Origin of the sequence: Fervidobacterium pennivorans DSM 9078 (assembly GCF_000235405.2) — a bacterium.
Classification (GTDB): domain Bacteria; phylum Thermotogota; class Thermotogae; order Thermotogales; family Fervidobacteriaceae; genus Fervidobacterium; species Fervidobacterium pennivorans.
Genome location: NC_017095.1, coordinates 1,710,437 through 1,731,050, shown reverse-complemented (window position 1 = coordinate 1,731,050; position 20,614 = coordinate 1,710,437). Strand labels below are relative to the sequence as shown.

General features: G+C 37.1%; 17 protein-coding genes. 1 reads left to right on the top strand and 16 read right to left on the bottom strand.

The window, feature by feature from the left end; all coding sequences use genetic code 11:
• Nucleotides 1-119: 119 nt before the first annotated feature.
• The 12 genes from FERPE_RS08220 to FERPE_RS08170 are packed head-to-tail and all read right to left on the bottom strand — an operon-like array spanning nucleotide 120 to nucleotide 12,249.
• Complete coding sequence (locus FERPE_RS08220; protein WP_014452168.1) at nucleotides 120-4,307, bottom strand: type II secretion system protein GspD; 4,188 nt, start codon at nucleotides 4,305-4,307, stop codon at nucleotides 120-122.
• Nucleotides 4,308-4,333: 26 nt separating this feature from the next.
• Nucleotides 4,334-4,969: a hypothetical protein gene (locus tag FERPE_RS08215; RefSeq protein WP_014452167.1), complete on the bottom strand. Its 636-nt coding sequence runs from the start codon at nucleotides 4,967-4,969 to the stop codon at nucleotides 4,334-4,336.
• A gap of 32 nt (nucleotides 4,970-5,001) precedes the next feature.
• Nucleotides 5,002-5,400: a hypothetical protein gene (locus tag FERPE_RS08210; protein WP_014452166.1), complete on the bottom strand. Its 399-nt coding sequence runs from the start codon at nucleotides 5,398-5,400 to the stop codon at nucleotides 5,002-5,004.
• On the bottom strand, nucleotides 5,400-5,963 hold the full coding sequence (locus FERPE_RS08205; RefSeq protein ID WP_014452165.1) for a hypothetical protein: 564 nt from the start codon (nucleotides 5,961-5,963) through the stop codon (nucleotides 5,400-5,402). Before FERPE_RS08205 ends, FERPE_RS08210 begins: the two co-directional genes overlap by 1 nt.
• The gene (locus tag FERPE_RS08200; RefSeq protein ID WP_014452164.1) at nucleotides 5,935-6,855 is read right to left on the bottom strand and encodes a hypothetical protein; all 921 of its coding nucleotides are present in this window, start codon (nucleotides 6,853-6,855) and stop codon (nucleotides 5,935-5,937) included. Before FERPE_RS08200 ends, FERPE_RS08205 begins: the two co-directional genes overlap by 29 nt.
• A 1-nt stretch (nucleotide 6,856) precedes the next feature.
• On the bottom strand, nucleotides 6,857-7,192 hold the full coding sequence (locus FERPE_RS08195; protein ID WP_014452163.1) for a hypothetical protein: 336 nt from the start codon (nucleotides 7,190-7,192) through the stop codon (nucleotides 6,857-6,859).
• A gap of 31 nt (nucleotides 7,193-7,223) precedes the next feature.
• Nucleotides 7,224-8,474: a type II secretion system F family protein gene (locus FERPE_RS08190; RefSeq protein ID WP_245530408.1), complete on the bottom strand. Its 1,251-nt coding sequence runs from the start codon at nucleotides 8,472-8,474 to the stop codon at nucleotides 7,224-7,226.
• Between the two features lie 11 nt (nucleotides 8,475-8,485).
• Nucleotides 8,486-9,169: an energy-coupling factor ABC transporter ATP-binding protein gene (locus FERPE_RS08185; protein ID WP_014452161.1), complete on the bottom strand. Its 684-nt coding sequence runs from the start codon at nucleotides 9,167-9,169 to the stop codon at nucleotides 8,486-8,488.
• A gap of 33 nt (nucleotides 9,170-9,202) precedes the next feature.
• Nucleotides 9,203-9,862: a class I SAM-dependent methyltransferase gene (locus FERPE_RS08180; protein ID WP_014452160.1), complete on the bottom strand. Its 660-nt coding sequence runs from the start codon at nucleotides 9,860-9,862 to the stop codon at nucleotides 9,203-9,205.
• Between the two features lie 40 nt (nucleotides 9,863-9,902).
• Nucleotides 9,903-10,970 carry a sensor domain-containing diguanylate cyclase gene (locus tag FERPE_RS08175; RefSeq protein ID WP_014452159.1) on the bottom strand — a complete coding sequence of 356 codons (1,068 nt, stop codon included), beginning with the start codon at nucleotides 10,968-10,970 and terminating at the stop codon, nucleotides 9,903-9,905.
• A complete protein-coding gene (locus FERPE_RS10470; protein WP_014452158.1) occupies nucleotides 10,933-11,100 on the bottom strand; it encodes a hypothetical protein in 168 nt (55 codons plus the stop codon). The genes FERPE_RS08175 and FERPE_RS10470 overlap by 38 nt, the downstream gene beginning before the upstream one ends.
• 21 nt (nucleotides 11,101-11,121) lie before the next feature.
• Entirely contained in the window at nucleotides 11,122-12,249 is a 1,128-nt protein-coding gene (locus tag FERPE_RS08170) for a sodium ion-translocating decarboxylase subunit beta (protein ID WP_014452157.1), read from the bottom strand.
• A gap of 180 nt (nucleotides 12,250-12,429) precedes the next feature.
• Between FERPE_RS08170 and FERPE_RS08165 the strand changes: the two genes are divergently transcribed.
• Nucleotides 12,430-15,918 (top strand): ATP-binding protein, encoded by a 3,489-nt coding sequence (locus FERPE_RS08165; protein ID WP_155804143.1) that lies wholly within the window; start codon nucleotides 12,430-12,432, stop codon nucleotides 15,916-15,918.
• Between the two features lie 6 nt (nucleotides 15,919-15,924).
• Here the strand turns inward: FERPE_RS08165 and FERPE_RS08160 are convergent, their stop codons facing one another.
• The 4 genes from FERPE_RS08160 to FERPE_RS08145 form a co-directional block, all read right to left on the bottom strand.
• Nucleotides 15,925-17,118: an L-cysteine desulfidase family protein gene (locus tag FERPE_RS08160; protein WP_041263485.1), complete on the bottom strand. Its 1,194-nt coding sequence runs from the start codon at nucleotides 17,116-17,118 to the stop codon at nucleotides 15,925-15,927.
• Nucleotides 17,119-17,333: 215 nt separating this feature from the next.
• Entirely contained in the window at nucleotides 17,334-18,284 is a 951-nt protein-coding gene (locus tag FERPE_RS08155) for a methylenetetrahydrofolate reductase (protein ID WP_231882497.1), read from the bottom strand.
• 31 nt (nucleotides 18,285-18,315) lie between these two features.
• Nucleotides 18,316-19,158 (bottom strand): UPF0280 family protein, encoded by an 843-nt coding sequence (locus FERPE_RS08150; protein ID WP_014452153.1) that lies wholly within the window; start codon nucleotides 19,156-19,158, stop codon nucleotides 18,316-18,318.
• Between the two features lie 28 nt (nucleotides 19,159-19,186).
• Nucleotides 19,187-20,608, bottom strand: coding sequence for a homocysteine biosynthesis protein (locus FERPE_RS08145; RefSeq protein WP_041262888.1), 1,422 nt, complete (start codon nucleotides 20,606-20,608; stop codon nucleotides 19,187-19,189).
• Nucleotides 20,609-20,614: the final 6 nt, after the last annotated feature.

Genomic DNA, 20,614 nt, shown 5'->3' with positions numbered 1-20,614 from the left:
TTCCTTTAAAAAACCAACTATTTTTAGTATACCACAATTTCTCGTCATAGATACCTTAGAGACTAAAAAAGCGCCGGTCATTTGGATTGCCCGGCGCTTTCAGATAATGCTTATACTGACTATTGCTCTATTATCTTGGCTGTTAAGAATATCACTATGTTTCTTTGTTCTGTTTTTTCTTGCATACCTTTGAAAAGCCAACCGATTATAGGTAAGTCTCCGAGAATTGGGATTTTCCATTCCGATTTGCTAACCTCTTCTCTGGCAAGTCCACCGATTATGAGTGTTTGACCATTCTTGAGTGTAATCTTTGTTTGGACCTCTCTTTTGTTCTGCTTCGGGAAGCCTCCTACAACTACTGAATAATCAAAGTTTCCAACTGTTGTATATAAATCCAAGTCTATCGTATCATCAAGGTTTATACTCGGGGTGATTCTTAATTCTATACCGGCTTCCAAATAGTTCATCGTCTGCCTTCCTTCAGAAGTAATTACAACCGGTATAGAATCACCTATAAATATTCTTGCTTGTTCCCCACTCTTTGCCATTATATTTGGGTTTGCCAATAGTTTTCCTCCTCCAGATGTTCCGTATGGAGCTGCTACATTACTGCCTGACGTTTTAATTTGAACCTGAGCTTCGTCGATTATTTTGTTCCACAGCGCTTGCAAATCCATAAAGTCAACAATCTTGAATTTCAGGCTAAGACCTCCAGTACCAATCGATAGATAATCAGCTGAACTCAAAATCGTTGAGATATCAAATCCCAGACTGTTCAAAAGAGATTCGTCAACTACTTTTGTTTCGATGGAGACAATTCTGACTTTAGAAACCTTATCGATGACGTTTCTGATATCATCGACATTTTTCGGATCTAAATCATAAGCAATTACTATTCCGGCATCTGTATTCACCATTGCTTTACCACCGTAGAATTCTATAAGTGCTTTGACTTTATCAGCACCACGCGTTACATTAAACGTATACGTTGTTTTTGTTTTTGTGGCTTCAGGTGTAGTGTCAACAACATACACGTTTCCGGATTTTTTAATCGCTATCCCGTAATTCAAAAGTATAGAAGTGAAAGTATCGAAATCTATCTCTGATAGCGACATCGTTGCCGTCGTGTTTATTTGTTTGGAGAATATAATGGGATACCCGAAACTTTCAAAGACGGATTTTATAACATTTCCAAGTGGTTCATTGTCTATTTTTACACTAATCTTGCCATTCTTAACTGAAACTTTTGACTCGCTAACAGATACAGGTTTTGAAACGTAGACTACATTACCAATTTCCTTAATATCAACCCATTCGGAAAACACCGATTTGAATGTTTCGTAGTCTATGTTATTCAAACTGACAGAGAAAATTTTTGTTTGTACATCATCGATTTTGTAAGACTTTCCAAGCTTTGAAAGTACTTGGGAAACTATATCAGTTACGTTTTTGTTCGAAGCATTTATTGTTATCAGTCCATCTTTCACGATAACTTCTTCTGGTTGCACTGGTTGCGTTTGTTGCTGTCCCTGGAAAACTGCTTGTTGAGGAACACTTGAATAAATTAAGTAAACATCGTCTGTCTGTTTATAAGTAACACCAAAGGTCTGTAAATATTCCAAAAAGCTCTTAAAATCCGCTACCAACAATCGCAAAGTAACATTCGTTTTTAATTCATCTACCAAAATAGCTTGTTCTTTAAACACACTACTTACTTTCATTACAAGTTCTGTCAAATTCTTATTTGTAACTTCGATCAGCAACTTACCATTTATGATGTTATATTCACTTTGGACATCGAACTGCAAAATTTCTTTTTCTATCTTATCTAGGCTTTCTTTCTTGCCAACCAAATAAACTTTATCAGCTATTTTATAATTTTTTACGTTCGGGTCGTAAACAGAAATAATTGTTTCAATATCTTTTGCTTCGAGTTTTGTTGTTAACGTCCTAACTTCAAGTTGCGTAGAGAAACCACTTACGAAAGATTTTACACTCGCAAGTTGCTCCTGTGTCCCGTAGACTATGTATCCCGATTTTATTTTGTAAGTTTGCACATTGTACAGTTTCCTTAAAATTTCATCCAAGCTTTCATCGTAACTAATAACATCGTAAATCATTTCCGGTGACAGACTCAGCTTGTTAATTTCTTTAACCAGTTTCTCGATGTCGTTCTTACTTCCTTTTAGATATACAGTATCTCCGATAACTTCTATCTTTACATTCAGTTCCAGGAGCGAACTCAATTTTTCTAAATCTTCTTTTTTCAAAGAACTAGGAAGTTTTAGTGATTCTAAATCTGTCTGTATGGTAAGCGATTTTAAATAAGCGGCTGCTCTTAAAGCACGTTCAGTTGGTCCAAAAACTACGGCTTTATTCATTTCTGGAAAGTAGATAATTTCAACATCGTAGACTTTCTTGACATAATCGATATGAACATTTGAAAGCGAAATCTGGACGGGAACTATGAAATTTTCAACTGTCAGTTTTTCCAAAAATTCCCTTGTATTTTGGGCTTGGGAACCGTAGATAATCAATCTATCTGACAACGTGTATATTTCCACGCCGTAAATTTTTTTAGCAATCTCCACTGCGTTTTCATCGTATCTACCGCTCAGCGTAATTATACTTTTGCCAAAGTTTTCTCTGATATTCTTAAATTTCTCCTGAATCGTTGAATATTCTTGCTTCGGTACAGTTATTATCCAATAACCATCTGTTGTAATGTCAACTGGATAACCAAGAACCTTAGATATCACATCTTTTGAAGGATCAGATGGTTCGGCTTTTATAACAACATTCGTAATGCTTTCTTCGATTGCTTTCTTCAGCCTCTCTATTTCTTTTATTTTCCCTTTTACTAACCTAGAACCATCAGAAAAGGTCTGAACAACAACTACATTAAATGATTTCAAAAAAGCTTCATCGACTTTAACAGTCGCTGTTGTAAAACTCATTGTGTTTACTAGGTCAAGAAATTCTTTGTATTTCTTCTCATTAACAAAGAGTGTCACGTAAACTGTGTTATCGTATGACTTCACAATATAATTTGGCTCAGCTATATCCAAATAACTTAGAGCTGCCCTGACTATGTCTTCCGAAATATCAGAGAACATCACCTTCCAAGGACGCGCAATGACAGGGTCTTCAAGAAGTCTCTTTACCACATTTTCATAATCTGCGGAAACGTAAAGTTTATCACCTATAACTTCGACATTAATATCCTTGTAGAGTTGTTTGAGAAATTCCGCAACACGTTGAGGATATTCTGTAGTAAATGTCTTATATTGCGATTCAATTGCTGGTTTCTGTGCAGGTTTCAAAGTTTTCACTAATTCCTGCACTTTCTCGTAGTCGGTTCCGTTAAGAGCTAACTGTTTGATCTCAGGTAGAAGAACAAAATCGAAGTCATAAATCTTCTTAAGCTTCTCTAAGAATCCCTCAAGTTCTTTCTCGTCAGCTGTGTAACTGAAATAATACCATGCTGGTTTTGGTTCCATCTTCTTAGCAGCTTCTCTTGCGGCTAGGCCTATAGCAGATGCTAAAATCTTGTATTCATTAGAACCTCCATAAGTGAATAATTTTGACTTATCAGAAAGTGGTAGTGCGTAGATACTCTCCGTGAATAATTTGCTCAACTCTTCAACAGACACCTTTCCACTAGGTAGCTGGAAGTTCATTGCGAATGTCTTTTCAATGTCCTCTTGGGAACCTACGTACAAGGTCTGGTCTTCTGAATAAGCATAAGATAAACCGGTTAATGTGATAAGGTTTCTCAAAATCTGCTCAATAGTAGAGTTGTTCGCTTTTATGTTTACAAGTTTTCCCTTCGCACTATCGTATAAAACAAGATTTATTCCAAAAAAGTCAGCTAAATCTTTAAAAACAACTTCGCTCTTGAGATTTGTAAAATTCGCAGTCATACGCTTTTTAGAAGTGCTTAAAGGCAACCTAATATATAACCTAGAACCTGTGACGTTATATGTGGCACTCACAGGTGTGAGCGTGTAGGCAAATAAATTCACAGCGTCGCGGAATGGTATAACCTGAACGGCATCCACGCTTTCAGCATTTATAGGAAGGTAAATAGGGCTTACACAAGTGTCATTTACAACGAAGAAATGGACAGTCTTGCTGCCATTCTTCGAATAGTATTGAACCGTAGGTGGCTTTGTAAAAGATACTATAATTACTATCTCACTCGATGTTTTAACGTAGGTTAGATCTATCAATTCTGCAAATGAACTTGTGAAAATCAGAAGAAACAAAAGAGCCCCCAAGAGTTTGAGTAAACTTGTGTTTTTCAAAAGCATTCCCCCCGTTTGATTAACTATTATTTCTGCATTACCGATATTTTCTTTAACCTCCCATCCGAAGTATCCAAAACAACCAAGAATTTACTACTTACGTAGATGACTTTGTACTTCCCATCGATTAGCTCCTCACTCAACCAAGCTTTTGTTTCTCCATTTAATGTGAGATACACCTTCGTTGTTCTTGCACTTCCGTCTCTGATTTCTAAGTATCCGTGATATTGTGTATTATCAGAAGTAATATCTTCTATAAATGTTGATGAATCTTGTGATTCCAAGGTTCCTGAAACACCTTCAAGCAAACTTACTAAATCAACAAAATACGGTTCAAAAACGTTCTTGATAATTACCTTAGATTCCGCCATTGAAGCTAGTTCTGTAATACTAAAACTGGGTAAATTAGCAACTGTAGTTGCTCCAATTGATGTTGATCCAGATACGTTAGTAGAACCTTGACCAGTAGAAGTTGTAGTATTCGGTACATTAATACTCCCAGGTTGCGATGCTTGTTCATTTATAATCTGAGCTGGAGTTGTACTTGCCGTAGATGTTGGTGTTTTTTTGGGACCATAATTTATATACAGAACAACTATAGCAGCAGCCCATATAACTATCGCTATTATTAAAAGAATAACAGTTCTTCTGTTCAGTGCCATTGATTCTCACCACTTTCATTTTATATCAAATTTTATTCAGAACCGCGAATTATCATCGTATATTTCACTGAAAGTTTTTTAAATACTATAGGTTCGCTTAAAGAGGCTTTTATAACGATGTAATCAGTTATAAGGAGCCCACTCGAAAGAACTTCGTATAATTTTTCCTTCACTTGTTCTGGAGTCATTTCATTTTTGGCAAAGGTACTTTGAACGCTGTAAACAGAAGCTCTAACATTCTCTAATTGTTTGAGTTGTGTTTCAAGCTGAGCTATATTCCTGGATACACTTCTCACTTCGATAAATTTTTGCTCAAGTTTTGAGACATAAGTGTATGTTTTACCGGAAAAATAAAGAAGACTACCAAGAGTTGATACTATCAACGTAACAAACAAAATTATCATCGCGCCTTTTCTTGGTATCAGAATCATTATCTTATCCTACCCTCCCAAATGTAGTGGAAATATTTCATGTCTCCCAAAAAATTTCTTTGCTCTAGTAAAGATACAAGCACATCCTTATAAAACCGTGCCAGGTCGTTATAAATAACAGAAGTACTAATTTGTGTTTCAGTTCCGTATTCATAAAAATCTACGTAGAACCTTTGACCATCATAAATAACGTTTGTTAGAAAATAGCTGTTAGTGTTTGTGGATGTGTATTTGAGAAAGCTATGCAAAAAATATGTATTCTTATAAGCTTCTATTATATAATTCTTAATTTCCTCGCTTGCACTTTTCAACTGCGATTCCTTAGCCTTCAAAGAAGAAAGTAGGTTATCTATTTGAGCATCGATATTTCTCGAGTCAGCGGTCGTAAGATTGTTGAAAACCTCCGGATATCTTATCAACAATTTTGAAATTTTTTGTTCCATTATGAAATATGATAACGATAGTATGGAAATGGAAGGCAATATCGATATAAACAAGAGCATTAAAAATGTAGTAAGTTTCAAAACCCTTTTCTTACCAGGTGATAGATTTAACTTTTCCAAGCTCTAATCCCCCCCTGTATAGTAGCCCGAGGTCTGCCAAGCTTAGTTGTGGATGTGGGAGGACTGTAAGTATTGCCTCGGAGAGTTTTGATTTGATATCAGACTCGGTAGATAAAATGGCTTCTTTGATAATACTCGAACGACATACCAAGGAGATACCATCGATCATTTCTATGCTAAGTTTTTCTTGTTCCGTCGTGTTAATCGAGATTATTACTTCCCTACCTACTATTCCCAGTATGTCATAGGTTATGCTATCAACTATCTTTTTCGCTTGTCCTATCAGTTCTTCATTACCACTGTTCTCTATCTCGAAGATTTCAAAACCTGTCTCCTCTTTGACAATATGATTAATCTCGTTCAAAGATAAATCAATCATTCTTACGTTCAGAATATTCTCACCGTTCATAATTACAATACCTGAAGTGTGCTCGCTAAGCACAATGTAAACCCATCTTCCAGGGAGTTTTTTTACTATCAAGAGTTCGGCAAGAATGTTTGGATAAGCCACGTCGGGTATAAAATCGATATTGTATGAACTAAGGAATCTGAAGAAATCAGATTTTTTCAAAAAGAATACAAGACACTTACCGAAAGCCGAAGGTACGCAAGATACGACTAGATCTTCACTGAGATTGTAAATTCGCCTGATTTCTAACTCAGCAGCCCTTATGCGATCCCTTTCTTTTTTGGTAGGTGGTAACTCTAAGAATGTCATTTGTACAATATCCCACGGTATGTTTATTACCGTTATGTCTTCAGGATCAGCAAGAACAAACTGAGGATAATAGTTTTTTATTTTCAGCTTTCCCACACGGTATTTTGCAATCGTTGTGTTGATTTGTCCATCGTTTAGGCTGTATGTTACCACTCTGTACGAAAATACGCTCAAATTATTTTTCACCTCCTGAAACTTTGAAAAGGATAGGTTCAACCGCTACCCCTGAGTATGTCCCACCTTTTACCCATCTGAAAGAGTTAACCACAAGACCTGAAAGACAACTTTCAGAAGCTTTGTAAAACTCTACCATATCTACCGTGACAATTCGACAGTAATTGTTGCTTTTGTAATCTTTGTACAGTTGAGATTTCCATAAACCTGCATAAACAGCAGTTTCTACATACTCTTTTGTTAAATCAATATTGGCTATTTTCATAAGGCTTGCTGAAAAAGCAACAAAAACAAACCCTAAAATAAGCAGTACGACCATCAGTTCAATGAGGTTCAAACTTAGTCACCCTCGCATGATTTTGAAGTATTTATCGCCCAAACTGACTTTGCATTTGGAATATCGTTGAGTACATTGTAAAAGCGATGAAAGCAATAAACAAACCAACAAACGCAATCATCATTGGCTCGATAAGACTAACGAGCTTCTTTGTATCAGCCAGTATTTCTTCCTCATAGAAATCGGCGACCTTTTCCATGACAACATCGAGTTTACCTGTTTGTTCACCGGTCCCAACCATTTCGTACACAATTTGTGGAAAGATGCCTGTTCGCTTCAGACTATCTTTTAAGTTACTTCCTGCTTTGACTTCTTCAATAACCTTGGATATTATTGCCATAAACCTCGGATTATTAGAAGCCTTAGCAGCCATATCTAACGCATTAACCATTGGAACTCCACTTCCGATGAGAACTCCGAGTGTTCTTGTAAATCTTTCGTTAGCCATCTTGAGCCTCAGCTTTCTTATCGGAGGAATTAATCCTCCTATGAATTCTTTCAAATACGCACCGTATACTGTATCTAAGAAGAATTTCAATCCAACACCAATTACTACAACAATAGGCAACAATATGTACCATTTTTTGGTGAAGATGTAGTTCAATTTCATAAGCATCCCTAAAACCCCTCCTTGGGGCGTTGTACCAAAGACAGAGATAAGCTTAGGCAAAATGAAAACAGAAATCACAATAACGACGGCTACAGCAAAACCTAAGATAAACATTGGATACGCCATGGATGATTTTACTTGTTCTCTTAATCTGTTCATTCCTTCGTAATAGTTTGCGATTTTTTTCATAGTAACATCTAATACACCGCCTTCTTCACCTGCACGCACCATGTTTATAAAGATAGAGTCAAACACTCCTTGTCTTTCAAGCGCGTCGGAAAAGGACATACCTCCTTTCATGTCCGCTGCGACTTCTCTAAGTATATTTCTGAATTTTTTTGAGAACACCTCTTGTTCTGAAAGTGTCATTATCGCATCAACAAGTCTCAAACCTGCACTTATCATTGTTTCCAACTGTCTTGCGAAAAGAACAATATCTTTCAGCTTCACTTGGAAAACTGTTCTTTTTTTAGCTACATTGCGTCCAGGTGAGACAGGCCCCGCGGACGTCCTTACAGATACCCTTTTTTCACTTTTTTCCACAATATCGGTGACCAAAATACCTTGTTCCTTAAGTTTGTCCAATGCTTCTTTTATACTATCCGCTTGAACAATTCCTTTCAGCTTTTTTCCACTTCGATCTATACCTTTATACTCAAATACCAAACACACCACCCGCCCTTTTAAGTGTGGGCTACTGATGACCTCACATCTTCCAAAATAGTACCGCTTTTCAAGACTATTTTTCTATCGCACAAATCTTCAAATAACTCTGGTTCATGAGTTGCAACAAGAAAACCCTTGCCACTGTTTTTGAATTTCTTAAGAATTTCTCTAACCGAAAGGACACCTTTCAAGTCTAATCCGGCAGTTGGTTCATCAAAGATGAGGAATTCCGGTTTATGTAACAAAATGGATGCAATCGCTACCTTCCTCTGCTCACCACCAGATAACTTGAAAGGAGATTGCTTAAGTATATTTTTTCTTAACCCTACAAGTTCAAGCACTTTCTCAATATCTTCCTGGGTGAATGGAACACCAAAGTTCTTTGCAGCGTAAGTAATTTCTTCTTCAACAGTTTCGCTAAAAAACTGTCTTTCCGGTATCTGGAAAGCCACTCCAAATCTTTTACGGAACTCGTATGGGTAAAAGAAAGGGTCCTTACCGTCGTAAAGTAAAAAGCCCTTAGAAGGCTTTATAAGCAAGTCCAGCAAATATATAAGCGTTGTCTTTCCAGAGCCTGTATTACCAATAAGCAAGATGCTCTCATCTGTTGAAAAAGATAGATTTATGTCTTTAAGTGCCACTTTTTCAACATCTGTTTTCTCTTCAAAAATAACAGAAACGTTCTTTAATTCTATAAGCACATCTATTCACTCGCCTACCTTTAATATCTAAATTTATTCTTTTCGGGATAGATAAATTCGAATACCGCCCTCTTTCCAGATATCCTCGGCGTTGCCAAAAACTTCTTTCATGAAGTTTCTTATCCTTTCTCCGCCTTTATTGTGATACGCGACTAACTGAAGTGTTCCTCCAGGCTTTAGGTGTTCGTAGGCTCCGGTAATTAAATCCATCCACACTTTCTTACCAGCAACAATTGGCGGATTAGCGATAATATGGTCAAAAATCATCCCTTCCCAAGGTTCATATAGGTTCCCTTGTCTTATGTCAGCATCGATGTTGTTGTCTTTTGCGTTTATTTTTGCGAATTCAACAGCTCTTTTGTTGATGTCAGACATGAAAATTTCGATGCTGGGATTTTCTTTTTTCAGAACGATGCCTATTACACCATATCCACAACCTATGTCTAAAACCTTCCCACTGACTGGAGCATGATGATTGACAAGTATCTGTGTAGCTTTGTCAACATCTCCAAAGGAGTAAACTCCTGAAGGACTTTTAAACGAATAGATGTGCCCGTTTTTCAGCTTAAGCTGGACTTCTCTAACTTTTAAAGGAGTTTGTGGTTCTTCAACGTAGTAATGTTCAAAATGCTCAGAATTTCTTGCGGTTTGTTGGTTTTGCTGTTCTTTGTTTATGTCATCCCTTTTACCCATTCTTTCACCTCCGGTTTAAGATTAAAATCGCCCTTTTATGCTAGTATGCAGCAAAAACACGGTTTTGGTAAAGCTTTTCTTGAGCTTTTGAGATAAGCGTGTTCAAGTCCTTTCCATCTGTTCCATATTCAGCTATGCTTATTTGAACTTCTAAGCTAATTCCTAATTTTGAAGAGAAGTTTGAAATCTTTTCTTCGAGTCTTTTCATTAACGCTAAAGGATTTTCTTTTGAAAGGGTGAGTACCACAAATTCATCACTGTTGGTTCTACCAACTACATCACTTTTTCTGCACGATTTTGTAATAACTTTCGATAGTTTAACTAACAAATCATCACCGAATTCATATCCATAGACTTTGTTTATCTTCTCAAATTCCTTTACATCCAGGAGCATTATATACAACTTAACCGGAATTCGTTTCGTTATTTCAGAATACTTATCGAAGTAAATAGCTATATTCTTCAAATTAGGTAGGTAAGTTAACTTATCAAAAAGGTTAACCCTGTCAATCTCTGCATTCTTTGCTTTTATAGCCTCTATTAGCTCAAACTTTTCAACAACGGTGGAAAGCAAGTTTCCCATTGCCTCGGCTACGCTTTGAAACTCAACTTCTTCGAATATATTTTCATGTTCACAAGTATCCAAATTGAAGAAACCTACCACCTTCCTTTGTGATCTTATTGGGATAGAGATAAAAGCCTTTATGTTATCAATACTTTGTGCTTTTTGTTGAATAAGCTCCTCATCTTCGTTCAGTTTTCTTGCAAGTTCTTTGATTAAATCAACACTTCTTCGTTTAATTACATACGCGTGCTTGAATCTTCTCATAACCATCTCTTTCGGAGTAAATTTAATGTTCTTCAAAATGCCGTAATCGTGGTTGTAAACCGCCAAATAGAAATATGTCCCATCTTTATCTAGCCATAAAACACTTCCGCTATGAACAAAGCTGAGATTATCAACAACTATCTTAAGCAATTGCTCGAAGTCCTTTTTTTTGAGACTAGTCTCTCTGTTCGTGGTTATACGCAGTAGATTTTCACTAAAAAGAAAGAACATATTTTTGATCTCATTCTGAAGATTTTCCTTCACCTTTTTTCGAGCCATTACTATCACTCCTAGTAAAAAACTTCACAAAACCTGTTAGCAAAATGTAGAACAAAAAAAGTATACCTATCAGCACTAAATATCCAGTGATACCTATTTTTAACGCTAGCAAGAAGTTTACATTCGACATACTCTCATCTCCGTCAACATTTTACAAATTCCCTACGAGTGCTATGAGTATTCCACCAGCAAGCACTGAACCTATTTGACCAGCAACATTTGCTCCAACAGCGTACATTAACAAGTAATTTGTCGGATCCTCTTTTCTACCCAACTGATGAATAACTCGTGCAGACATCGGGAACGCAGAAATTCCAGCCGCTCCGAGCATCGGGTTGATTTTATTCCTAAGAAAGAGATTTAGGAACTTTGCAAATAATACACCACCAGCGGTATCAAAAACAAAAGCGACAACACCCAAAAGCAGTATGTAAAGTGTTCTAGGTTGTAGGAACTTATCAGCTGTCATTGTTGAACCTATAGACAACCCTAAAAGAATAGTAACGATATTGGCAAGTTCTGTTTGAGCAGTTTTTGAAATTGAGTTTAACACTCCGCACTCTCTTAAAAGATTTCCAAACATTAAAAAGCCTATCAGTGCAGCTGCACTTGGAGCAATTAAGCTTGCAATAATTGTAACTAAAATAGGAAAAATAATCCTGGCGGTTTTATTCACTTTTAAACTCTTCGGGGCCATTTTTATTCTTCTTTCTTCCCTGGTAGTGAGTGCTTTTATAACCGGTGGCTGTATTATTGGAACAAGCGACATGTAAGAATAGGCTGCCACTGAAATCGGACCAAGCAAATCTTTTGCGAATCTTCCCGCGACGTAAATTGAAGTTGGGCCGTCCGCGGAACCAATTATACCTATGGAAGCTGCCTGCTTTATATCAAAACCCAAAAGCGTTGCAACAACCATCGTTGCAAATATACCAAACTGAGCAGCCGCTCCAAAAAGGAACATTATAGGATGTTCAAGCAAAGGTCCAAAATCAATCATTGCACCTACTGCGATAAATATCAAAAGTGGAAAAATTTCTGTTATAATACCTATGTCAAAGAATATGCTCAGAACACCACGATGTAAAACTCCGCCCATCCATTGGTCAATAGCGGAAGAGAAAGGAATATTTACCAATATTGTAGAAAAACCTATGGGAATCAGTAGTGCTGGTTCATACTCTTTGGAGATAGCAATATATATTAGAAAAGCCCCTACTCCTATCATGACAACATTACCTATACTCAATGCAAATATCCCATTTAAAAGCTCTTGCAATTAAAACACCCCCGCATATTCGCTACGGACGGTTCGGTTATTAAATAGTCTCCTTATTTCATATTTTAGCATAGACAAGAAGAAATTGAGTGTTTTGATTTTTTGTAATTCTAATTTTAACTCAAATTCACTATATTAAAATATCAGAAAAATACATCTGGAAAAAGGGGCGTGATTCAAGTGCCTAAAATTTCTATAGTCTTTGTTTTTCTGCTGTTGTACAATTCGATAATCTCATTGCAAGCAATAGCGGTGTTCCTACGGTATCGAAACAAACCAATCTCTATAATAGGAGCCATCACATCATTTGCCGTGGGATTTTACTCATTCGGCTATGCTATGGAATTACTTAATTTACTATCAGGAAATATTAGCCATGCGTTTTCTTGGTATAAAGCACAGTATTTCGCTATTCCGTACATTCCAGTGCTCTGGTATTTCTTCGTTTCGACTTTCTCAGGAAGAAAAATTACAAAAAAGGAAATTACAATACTCTTTATTCTTCCTGTTCTCACTACCATTTTCGTTTGGACAAACGAATTGCATAATCTTTTTTTAAAAGGTTATGTTGTCGAAGGAAATTATATATTGAGAGGACCTTTCTATTACCTACAAATATTTTACAGTTACACTATTTCATTCTTGGGTTATTACATGCTCTTAAAAATGGTTAATAGATACAAAACAGTTTTTCGGAAAGCTACAATAATCCACTTATTTGCTGCAGTTATGATACCTGTTACTGCAAGTGCTGTTTATATCTTGTTCAACCTACCTGTCGATTTGCTACCTTTCGGGTTGATGATAAGTATAATCATTATACTATTCGAAGCACAAAAGTTACACGGATTTGATTTAGAGTCCGAGATAAAAAATATTGTTTACGAATCATCCAAAGATTTGATAGTTGTTCTCGACAAGGATGGTTATATAATCAGCGCTAACAAAACGTTCGAAAACTTTATCAAGAACCTAGTTGGAAAAAGTGATATTTTATACCAACCAGCCAGGAACATCCTTAGCGAAGAATGCTTGGAAGTCATAAAACACGGCGAAGGCGTGGTCAAAAGGTTTGGACGTTATTTTGAGGTATGGGCTAATCCATTGAGAGATAAAAAAGGTAATGAAAAAGGAAAGGTTGTATTCTTCCACGACATAACCGATGTAAAACTCTCAGAACAAGAAAGAATGTTAGAAAATGAACGTTACAAAACTCTGTTCGAATTTGCTCCCGTTGGGATACTTATCGAAGATGAAGAAGGTAACATCATCGACGTGAACCCCGAATTTTGCAAAATAAACGGAAGAACCAAAGAAGAACTGATAGGTAAAAATGTCAGAATTCTCGCACCAAAAGAAGATGTCGAAATGGTTAAAAAGAACATCCAAGAGATACTTTCTGGAAAGACTTTGGTGCATACAGTAAGAAACGTAGGAAAGCACGGAGAAATTAGGTATCTTGAGCTCTACGAAACGAGCATCACTTTACCCAATGGGAAAAGAGGTATACTTTCTATTCAAAAAGATATCACCAAACAAAAAATTGCACAGGAAGTCATTAGAAAGCTTGCAAAGTATCAGCAAATTATCATAAACTTAGCTATAAACTTCATAAACCTTCCTATCGAAAAGCTTGATGAAGAGATTTCAAAAGCCGTTGAACTTGTTGCCAAAGAGCTAAATATTTCAAGGCTAAGGGTTTACAGGTTTATCAAAGACGTGGGAACTTTTGCATCTATTAGTTCTTGGGTTTATTCTGAAAATCCAAATGAAACCTCTACAATCACTTTCGATGTAGAAAAAGTAAAAGGTCCAGAGTTAGAAAATCTAATGCAAGGAAAACAGTTTGTAATTACAAAAGAAAAAACAAAAAACGAAGAGATAATAAGAATACTCGGAGAACACTATGCTGCACTTATCACTCCAATAATATTAGAAAACAAAGTATCGGGTTTTATAAGTGCAGCATCTAAAGAACATAAGGATTGGCATCCTATTGAGAAAAATATATTCAAGCTCTTAGCTTCATTAATCGCAAACGTTGAGGCAAAGAAACGATACGAACAGGAGCTGATATTAGCAAGGAAATTAGCAGAAGAGGCAAGCATAGCGAAAAGTAACTTCTTGGCGAACATGAGTCATGAAATTAGAACACCTTTGAACGGTATTGTAGGTTTTGCCAACTTGCTTGCTGAAACAAACTTAGACGAGAAACAAAGGAAATATCTATCAACTATACTAAAATCTACGGAGGTCTTGCTTGGAGTTATAAATGATATACTAGACTTAGCAAAAATCGAGAGTGGTAGACTACAACTTGAGCTTGTTGAATCTAACCTAAAAGCCGAACTTCAAAGCTCACTCATGTTGTATGAAGCAAAAGCAAGAGAGAAAAACCTGGACTATAATATTTTTATCGACGACAATATTGCAGATTGCTTAGTTTTTGATCCTGTCAGGCTCCAGCAGGTGTTGTTCAATTTAATCAACAACGCAATCAAGTTTACGCCTGCAGGTGGGCTAGTGTCTGTTCGTATCGAAAAGGTAGGGGAAGACGAGGAATATCAATATATAAGCTTCTCAGTAAAGGATACTGGGATAGGGATTCCCAAGGAAAAGATTGAAAAAATATTTGAACCATTTGAGCAGTCTGATGTTTCAATAACCAGAAAATACGGAGGAACCGGACTTGGATTGTCAATTAGTAAACAACTAGTGGAACTTATGGGCTCAAAAATCAATGTTGAAAGCAAAGAAGGTAAAGGAAGCAAGTTCTACTTCACTCTTAAACTGAAAAAGTGTGTAGCCAAAACAACAAAAGATACGAAGAAAACTTCTGAAATAAAAAAGTATAAAGCGAAGGTTTTGGTTGCTGAAGACTACGAAGTAAACAGACTGCTCATTTCAGAGATACTCAAAAAATTCGGAATAGAACCTGAATTTGCATCTAATGGGAAGGAGGCTGTAGAAAAAGCTCTAAAGAACAACTATGATTTAATCTTCATGGACATAATCATGCCAGAAATGGATGGAATAGAAGCCACCAAAAAGATAAGGCAGTTCAATCTGGATGTTCCGATAGTAGCCTTAACTGCACACGCTATGAAAAACATCAAAGATGAGGTTTTGGCATCCGGGATGAACGATTACGTTGTCAAACCTATAAAAGTTGAAGAAATAGCTCGCATTCTTGAGACGTACTGTAGTCACTTAACTGAAAAACCAGAAACTGTAAAAAGTGTTGAATCATCAATTTTTGAAACGACAAAAAGAAAAGCTAAACCTGATGAAAAAGAACAAGCTGAAGATATTGCAGACGATATATCCAAACTAAGGGAAGAACTTGAAAAAGCCGAAAAAGAATACGACCTGACACCGGAATTCGAGAAAGAACTGCTTGAGACATTTCTTACCTCCTCGAAAGGCTCACTAAACAATATAATTATGGCACTATCAACGGGAGATTTTGAAACAATACGGCAAGAAGCCCATAGCATCAAAGGTTCCGCACGTTCACTAGGTTTTGAAGAAATAGGTGAACTGGCAAAAGATATCGAATATGCTGCGCGTGATAGAAACTCTGAATTTAATTATCTGGAACATGTTGAAAAGATTTCTGAGTATATAAAACTTGTGGAAAAGCTATTTGAAGAGAGGTTTAAAAGCTAAAAGCTACTAGCAATGTCCTATAAAATTTATAACATCCTCATCAAAGTTTCTAAGAGAATTGGTCAGAAGTTCCAATCTCCTTATAGTTTCTTCCACATCTTTTGCGGCAAATCCGTTTCCGCAAGGTATGTTTGTATCGTTCAAAGACAACTTGACTGAGTTCAATGCCATCTGAGTACCTATACTTGCTTTTAGCGCGCAACTTCTCTTTGCACCATCGCACGTCATACCAAACAATGTAGCAAGTACGTTGTTGATGGAGTTCTTGATTTGCTCGACTGTTCCATCCTTCAGATACACAATACCAGCTGCCGCACCTGCCGAAGCTATGCTACCAGCTCCACATATTGGGGTTAACATCCCTGTGTAAGCTTTTATGTAAATGGTAACAAGTATACTAAGCAAAATTGCTTTTTCTTTCTTATCTTGCGATACACCAAGTTCATCCGCAACAACTGCTACAGGGACTATACAAGAAATCCCCTGGTTTCCACTGCCAGCAACAGTCATCACAGGTAATAATGCTCCACTCATTCTTTGGTCAACACCAGCAGCAACGTACCGTGGTATACCTTCAAGTATTCTTCCAAAATTTCCCTGTGTATCCAAACCTATTCTTGAAATCTCGACATTGTATTGGATAGCTTGTCTAACAATCTCTAAGACATCTTCTTCAGGATTTTGCACATAATCAAATATCTCGTTCAGTGTGATACTTCGTGCTGTTTCTTTTTTGAAATTCACACTCGATTGTACATTCAGTATCTCATCTCCATCCACAACGATTCTAGTAACATTATCATGAGAATCTGTTATCTCAACAATTACCTCGTTCTCTCCCACAAGCTTTGTTTTTATGTGCAAGCGCATATCGTTTTCGTATTTCACAGTAACCTTATCCTTCATCTCATACGCTTTAGAAATCACTTCGGTTGTCACGTTTTTAAAGACCTCGAGCCCAAGTTTGGAATCACCTACTAAATAAGCCAGCATCGCTGCAATTTCAAAGCCGTGTAGATGAGTTCCTGGAATACCAACTTCCAAACCGTTTTTGTAAGTGTTTCTATCCATTACTATTTCTAACCTTTCCAGTTCACCCTTCAGATAATCTTTCCCCACGGCGACAGATAACCCAACAGCAACAGGTTCTGTGCACCCGTAAGAGAGCTTCACGTTGTCAAAAAAAACATTACGAATTATTTGCCTAATCTTTGAAAGTCTACCAAGCTTTTCGAACTCAGCCAATTCACATCCCACCCTTGCATTAATCAACAGCTGTTCAACCACGTGTTGAAAATATTCTATCACAAATTGTTTTACCAATCGAATTCATCCTGTGATTTTCTGTCTCATATTAAGCACAGCAAGAGTGAACTTTTACTCATTCAATCGATAGTTCTCAAAATTTCTCATTCTCATTTGAGTATGCTTTGAGTATGCTTAATTACTTCACAGCTCTCCTCTCCACGCCCCATTGTAAAAATGTGTATACCTGGAGCACTGTATTCGATAAGCTTTTCAACAAGCTCGACTGTAAAACGTATTCCTACTTTAAACTCTTCTTCCTTTGTCTTCGCATTATCGATTGCCTCAACAAACCTTTGAGGTATGGTCACAAAAAATTTCTTTGGAATGTTAAACACTGAACTTTTGCTTACTACAGGTTTCACTCCTGGAATTATTGGGACATTTATGCCTATACTTCGACAACGTTCAACGAAGTCTTTATAAACTTGTGCATCGAAGACCATTTGTGTGATGATATAACCCGCTCCTGCATCTACTTTTTGCTTGAGAAATTTCAAATCAGTTTCCAGGTTTGGGGATTCGTAGTGCTTTTCTGGGTATCCCGCCACCCCTACGCAAAAATTTGTCGGCTTAGCTGATGTGTAGAGGTATTTTCCCATGTTCAGGTCTTTTATTTGTCTTACCAGCTCAACAGCGTACTTGTAATCTCCCTTGTTATAATTCTCAACACTTGAGGCAGTTTCACCACGTATAACGAAAACATTATCAACCCCCATTATATCCAGGTCTATCAACATATCCTCCATTTCAAATTTACTCATCCCAACACAAATAAGATGAGGGACAACATCAATTCTGTATCTATTCATCAACGCAGCAGTTAAGCCAAGTGTTCCAGGCCTTTTGACCTTATGAACCTTAACAATTTTGTCTTCGTATTCAATGTAATCTACTTCGACAGGATGCCTTGTAATACTTATAAATGAAATGTCATAGTTCATAAGCTTATCCAGGGTTCTGTAGATATTTTCAACATCCTCGCCACGTTTTGGTGGGATTATCTCTATGGATATAATCCTTCTTTCTTTGACCATTTCCGTAACCTTCAACTTCCCCACCTCCAAAGTTTTACAATCTACAAAACTAAAACTAAACTGAAAGTCTCACATTTCCGTAAACAAGTAGTTTATTCTTAACAACAAACAATACACCCAATATATATCTTTTTTCATCGATATCATCCTTGACAAGCCCCAAGACCTTTTCAAAGTCTTTCTCGCTTTTTATTAAATTCCCGTATTTCGTTGCGAAAGCATCAGCAATCACTGCACTCCTTGCTATTACACAAGCTGCATCGGCATTCCCAAAACTTACCGAATGGCCTATTTTTCCAGAAGAAGTACATACCCCATATTCACCAGGTCCTAAAATAATAGAGAGTTTGTTGAATTCACTATCAAAATTTGCAAAAATTCCTATTCTTACCTCACTTCGAACGTTTAAATAAATATCACCACCATTTTCTACAATAACCTCTTTGCTTCCGTGTATCTTCAACAGATACTTTCCAACCGATTCAGCAAAAGCTCCAGCAACGGCAGCCATCGGTCCTACTCCTGCTAATTTAGACGCTTCAGCCATTGCGAGGATTATATCTGTTATTGGTTGAAAAAGAGAAACATCAACAGGTTTGAAAGATTCAAAGAACTCCTTGTTGAATTCTCTTAATCTTTCAAGCTCTTTGTAGTGGTTCCTAACTAAATCATAAACTCCATCGAGCATCTGGAGGTTGAATTTATCAACACCTATTGCTAAGTCGGTGTATTTGTATTTAACGTAAAATCTTGTGAATCTTTCCGAGTAGTAATTTCTGTAAAACTTTTTGACGATTCTAAGCTTCCTTTGACTCATCTGAATTTCTTGAAATTTATCAACTTGCCCAACATACCCATAGTGTTTCTTTCGCATTTTTCCCTCGAATTCAAACTCCATGTATATCCCTCGCCAAGATTTCAACTCATCAATAAGGCATTTCAAATTTTGTCTCTGACTTTTCATCCGGTAATTTCAGTCCAACAGGACATGTATCGGTACACAACATACAATATACGCACTTTGACTCATCAAATTTCACCTTATCTCCATCCCAATATAGTGCTTCTTGGTTACATACCGAAACACAGGCACCACAATTGACACATTCTTTGTGTTCGTTCAGTTTATCTTTTGGATTAAACACACCCTTAACATATTCGACTTTCTCATTTTCCAAGTGAGGAACAATCTGCTCAACTTTTGAAAGGTTTTTCAGCATTCGTTCTTCATCAAGCATTACCGATGGACTCGTCAAAAAGAAGTTGCCTGTTAGTATCCATTTTTTGAGAATATGGGCTATCTCTCTGGCTTTTTCTAAACTCGAAAGTGATGTGGTTCTTACCTTTTTACCGTTTATTTCAACCTTACCTGACTTTAGTTGTGCGTAACTTACCACACCAACAGTAGGTCTTTCCAGATTAGAATAATCTTTTATCTCTGTGTAGAGCTCTTCGTTAGAAAGACTTACATAGTAGGCTATTTCTTCGTTTAAGATTGGTATCGGGACACCAACACCAACAAATAGTGTCACTCCGTAGTTTTTAAAGTATGCTCCTTTTACAAATTTTGGTTCCATTTTCTTAGCATCACCAATCAGTGCAAGCGTGCGTGCAGGAACAAGAGGAACACCATGTTCGCTTTCCTTTACTTGCGTTCTGAACTGCGTTCCATACCAAGCAACGTATCCGACCGCACCTCCGAGGAATATTCTTGTCCCAATACCTATCGTTAACATTTTCGGGTCTTTAAGTAACGGACTGAGCTCTCCCGATGTTGAATAATTCACATTGCCGTAATTTGGCAACAACTTACCCATGTAGGTATAAAGTGTCTTATCAGAACTATTTGTAGCTGCAGCGTAGTTTTGATAAGCGTTTCGTGGATTGAATAGGAAGAAATCGTTTATCATATCCTTGTTGATATATCCTCTGAAATACTTCCCCGGATAGCAATCTGTACCTTTTCCGTAAGCTTCAAGCAAGAGGTTTTCCCCTCTTATGAGCATCTCTATAACGTGCCCGCCACCAAACGTTTTGTCGAACTCTGATTCTTGCGTTGCACCAATGTATCCATCGACAGCAGCTAGTCCGCCGTAAACCTCAACACCAGCAAGCTTTATCTTTTCCATTCTCATAGGGGGCATCGTGTGACCAAAGTTTATAAACGCCCCACTGGAGCACATAGGAGCAAATGTTCCTGTGGTCACGACATCAACTTTTTTTGCAACTTTCTTGATACCTTCTTCTTTAGCGAGTTTTACAACTTCTTCAGCTGTAAGAACAACCGCTTCTCCCCTGGCAATTTTCTTGTTGATTTCCTCTATGCTTCTTAAGTTTTCCAACTTCATCTCCCC